Consider the following 4,915-nt stretch of genomic DNA (forward strand, 5'->3'; position numbering starts at 1 on the left):
GCCGTCGATCCGGGCGAACAGCGGCAGCGGCTCCGGACCAAGCGCCTGCACCGCCCACAATGCCGCGCGGCGGTCCAGACCGAGGGAACGCCACGCGTCGGCCTGGGCCAGCAGTTCAAGCGAAGACGCCGACAGGCCGCTGCGCCGGCGGACGTCGTAGGGGTCCCGGAACGGAGCATCCAGACGGGCGGCCATCAGTGCGGCGGCCTCCGCCTGGCGGAATCCCTTGATCTGCCGCAATCCCAGCCGCAAGGCATGGAACCTGCCTCCGCCCTCCTCCCCTTGGACCGGCTCGAGCGTGCAGTCCCAGTCGGAATGGTTGAGATCCGGTCCCCGCACCGCCACGCCATGCTCCTGCGCGTCGCGCACGATCTGGGCCGGGGCGTAGAAGCCCATGGGCTGGCTGTTCAGCAAGGCGCAGGCGAAGACGTCGGGATGGTGGCACTTCATCCAGGCCGAGACATAGACCAGCAGCGCGAAGCTCGACGCATGGCTTTCGGGAAAGCCGTAGGTGCCGAAGCCTTCGATCTGGTGGAAGCAGCGTTCGGCGAAGGCCCGGTCGTAGTTGCGCGCGACCATGCCCTCGATCATCTTCTCCCTGAAGGTGTGGATGATTCCGACCTTCTTGAACGTCGCCATGGCCCGGCGAAGCTGATCGGCTTCCGACGGGGTGAAGCCGGCCGCGACGATGGCGATCTTCATCGCCTGCTCCTGGAACAGCGGCACGCCGAGCGTCTTTTCCAGCACCTGACGCAGTTCCGGCGACGGATACTCGACCTTCTCCCTGCCCTGCCTCCGGCGTAGATAGGGATGGACCATGTCGCCCTGGATCGGACCGGGCCGGACGATGGCGACCTGAACAACCAGGTCGTAGAAGGTCTTCGGGCGCAGGCGCGGCAGCATGGACATCTGAGCCCTGCTCTCCACCTGGAACACGCCCAGGCTGTCGGCCTTGCACAGCATGGCGTAGACGGCCTCGTCCTCCGCCGGAATGGTCGCCAGCGCCCAGGTCTTGCCGTAGTGGCGGGCCAGCAGGTCGAAGCCCTTGCGCACGCAGGTCAGCATGCCGAGAGCCAGCACGTCGACCTTCAGGATGCCGAGCGCATCGATATCGTCCTTGTCCCACTCGATCGTCGTTCGGCCGGGCATGGCCGCGTTGACGATCGGGCAGAGTTCCGACAAAGGCCCCCGAGTGATTATGAAGCCGCCGACATGCTGTCCCAGGTGGCGCGGGAAGTTGAGAAGTTCGGCCGAGACGTCCAGCACCCTGCGAAGCGTCGGATCGGCCGGGTCGAGCCCGTGCTCGCGTGCCCGCTCCTCGTCGATGCCTTCCCGCCCCCATCCCCAGATCGAGCCGGCCAGCCGTCCCACGGTGTCGTCCGACAGGCCGAATACCTTGCCGACGTCGCGGACCGCGCCGCGTGCCCGGTAGCGGCTGACGGTGGCGGCGATCCCCGCCCTGTCGCGTCCGTACTTGGCGTAGATGTACTGGATCACCTCTTCCCGCCGCTCATGCTCGAAATCCACGTCGATATCGGGCGGTTCGTTGCGCGCGGCGGAAACGAAGCGCTCGAACAGCAGGTCGGAGCGCGCCGGGTCCACGGCGGTAATGCCAAGGCAGTAGCACACGGCCGAGTTGGCCGCCGAACCACGGCCCTGGCACAGGATGTCGCGCGACCGGGCGAACCGGACGATATCGTGGACGGTCAGGAAGTAAGGCGCGTAGCCGAGTTGCTCGATCAGCGGCAACTCGTGGTCTATCGCCGCCTGGACCTTGGCCGGAACCCCCTCGGGATAGCGCTCGGCGGCCCCCAGCGCCGTCAGATGGGCCAGTTCCTGCTGCGCGGTCCTGCCCTCGGCGGTGATCTCATTCGGATATTCGTAGCGCAGTTCGTCCAGCGAGAAGGCGCAGGCGGCGGCGATCTCCGCCGTGCGGGCGACGGCGTCGGGGTAGCGGTGGAACAGGCGGGCCATTTCCTCAGGCGCCTTCAGGTGCCGCTCGGCATTGGCCGCCAGCAGGTAGCCTGCCGTGTGGAGCGTGCGGTGCTCGCGGATGCAGGTCAGCACGTCCTGAAGCACGCGGCGGTGCGGCGCGTGGTAATGGACGTCGTTGGTCGCGACCAGCGGCACGCGGACATCGGCCGCCAGCGCCGCCAGATGCGCCAGCCGCCGGGCATCGTCGCCCCGGTAGAGGTGACTCGCCGCCAGATAGAGCCGCTTGCGGAACCGTGTCCGATAATCCCGCAGCGCTGCGACGAAGTCGTCGTCCGGATGCTCCGGCGGTACGGCGATCAGGATCTGGCCTTCGTCATGCTCGTACAGGTCGGCGCGGCTCAGCTCGCACTGCCCCTTGGGCGCCCGCCGGCGGCCCACGGTGAGCAGCCGCGACAGCCTGCCATAGGCGGCCCGGTCGGTCGGCAGGCACAGCAGGCTCGGCCCGTCGGTCAGGTCGAGCCTGCAGCCGACCACCAGCCGGATACCCGCACCCTTTGCGGCGGTATGGGCACGCACGACCCCGGCCAGACTGTTCCGGTCGGTCACCGCGATGGCGGCGTGTCCCAGCGCCGCCGCACTCAGCGCCAGTTCCTCGGCATGGGAAGCGCCGCGCAGGAAGGTGAAGTTGGTGGAGACCTGAAGCTCGACATAGACCGGACTGAATACCGAAGACCCGGGGGCGCTCACGGGAAGACCCCGTGCAGGTACCAGCGCGCAGCGCGGTCCTGCTGATAAAGGCCGGCGCGATAGACCCAGAAGCGCCGGCCGGCCAAGTCCTCGACGCGGTAATAGTCCCGCATCTCCGTCAGTTCGCGCCACCATTCCGGTTCCAGCCGCTCCGGCCCCTCGGCATGGGCGACCTTGTGCGGGACATCGCGCCAGCGGAACATCATCGGCGGATCGTCCGGCACGGGGGCCATGACGTGGATGGGTTCGGGGCGCGTCAACAGGCGGACGGGGCGGAAACGGTCGGAAGGCCAAGGTGCTGCCTGATCCGCCTTCGGACCGGGACCGTCCAGCGCCGCGGCCTGCTCGACGTTGTTTTCCGGCCACCAGCTTTCCCGCGGCAGCAAGCGGCGCACCCTGGGCAATCCGAGGCGGTTGCCCAGCCGGTCCACCAACTCGGCCTCTTCTTCGCGCTCCCCGGCGAACAGCGCCGGGGATCCTACCTGCATCGTGCTCTGAACGGCGCCGAGCGGTTCGGTCGTCGCGGCCAGGATCATGATCTCGACGCCGGGGCCGGGCTCGACCCGATCCAGTTTCTCCGCGAAGAGGCGGGCAAGGTGTAGAGGGGTTCGAACCGGCCGGCTGGTCCCGACGCTGGACCGCTCGACACGGCCATCGACCCGGAAGAACCCCAGGTCCAGCCGTCTCGCCCCCTGCCCCGCCCGCTCCATGCCGGCGCACAGATCATCGAGCAGATGGCGGGTGGCGACGGTCAGGTTCTCCGGCGTCGAGATCGGTTCGGCGAAGGCAGTGCGGACGATATGCGGCGGAACCGGCCGGCGCGGCGAGATCGGCTCCGGCGAGATCGCCAGCGCCAGATCCAGCCGCCGGGTGACGACGGCACCGAATCGTGCGGTGATGCCGGCACGCGGCATCGCGTAGAGGTCCCCGATCCGCCGCATCCCGACCCGGCGCAGCCCGGCCGCAGTCTCCGCAGGCAGCCTCAATCCCTCGACCGGCAGCCCTGCAAGGGCTTGGCGGCCCTGCCCCGGCCGCACGATGGCGTAACGTTCCGCACCGTGGCGCGCCATCGCCCAGGCGGCGCCGGGCGTATCGGCGATGGCGGCACGGCTTCCGTAGCCGAAACCGTCAAGCCGCCCGGTCAACCCATCCAGCAGCGCCGCCTCGCCGCCGAACAGGTGACCGCACCCCGTGATGTCGAGAAAGATCCCATCCGGGGCATCAAGCCCGACCCAGGGCGTATAGCGCCCGCACCAATCGGCCAAACCGTCCAGTGCCCGCGCATCGGCCGGAAAATCGGCATCGACCGGACGGATCGCAGGCTCCAGCGCACGGGCGTCGGCCAGCGTCATGCCCGGCTGGATGCCGGCCGATTCGGCAACGGCATTGGCCGACGCGACGATCATCCGCCCACGATCCCCGACGACGGTGACCAGCGGCGATCTTCGCAAGGCCGGCTCGCGCCGGGCCAGCCGGTCGGTCGCCAGCCCAGGCAGCCATAAGGAAAGAACCCGCCGCGCCATCGATATTCAACCACTCCCGACCTCTTGCCCCAGCCCCTGGCGCCTGAACTTCCGACGCATGAACCCCCGGCGCCTAACCCCCTGGCGCCGCACTGTCATGCCCTTGACGTCATACCCTCGAATCATCAAGAACAAAACAAGAACACACTATGCATGCAAAAAGATCAAGAGCGGCTGACGAATCCGATATGCTTCAGGAAGAGGTATGGAAGGCGGCAGGGGAAAGGGCGGCGTTTACGCCGCCCTGATCGTCGCGATCAGCGTTTCGACCTCCCGGCTCAGCCGGTCGGACTGGCGGGTCAGGTCGTCCGAAGCGGACAGCACCTGGACGGCGGCATCTCCGGTTTCACTGGCGGCTCGGGTGACGTCGCCGATGCTGTGGCTGACTTCCGTCGTGCCATGAGCGGCTTCGTGGACGTTGCGGGCGATCTCGCCGGTAGCGGCGGCCTGCTGATCGACCGCGGCGGCGATGGTCGCGGCGATCTCGTCGATGCCGACGATGGTATGGCCGATGTGGCGGATGGCGTCGACGGCTCCGCTGGTGGCAGCCTGGATCGTGTCGATCTGACCGGAAATCTCATCGGTGGCACGGGCGGTCTGGTTGGCAAGCTGCTTGACTTCGCTGGCGACGACGGCGAAACCCTTGCCGGCCTCGCCCGCACGGGCCGCCTCGATGGTCGCGTTCAGCGCCAGAAGATTGGTCTGGCTGG

General features: G+C 68.3%; 3 protein-coding genes. All 3 read right to left on the bottom strand.

Annotated features, from left to right (window positions below; all coding sequences use genetic code 11):
• Window positions 1-2,682 (bottom strand): error-prone DNA polymerase (locus tag AC5JJ6_RS41400; protein ID WP_496047645.1); only part of this gene is annotated, 2,682 nt, incomplete at its 3' end.
• The gene (locus tag AC5JJ6_RS41405) at window positions 2,679-4,205 is read right to left on the bottom strand and encodes a Y-family DNA polymerase (RefSeq protein ID WP_496047646.1); all 1,527 of its coding nucleotides are present in this window, start codon (window positions 4,203-4,205) and stop codon (window positions 2,679-2,681) included. The genes AC5JJ6_RS41400 and AC5JJ6_RS41405, both read right to left, overlap by 4 nt.
• 234 nt (window positions 4,206-4,439) lie before the next feature.
• Window positions 4,440-4,915, bottom strand: a 476-nt coding sequence (locus AC5JJ6_RS41410; RefSeq protein ID WP_496047647.1) for a methyl-accepting chemotaxis protein, incomplete at its 5' end; no start/stop codon positions are given.

This window comes from Skermanella sp., assembly GCF_059503625.1.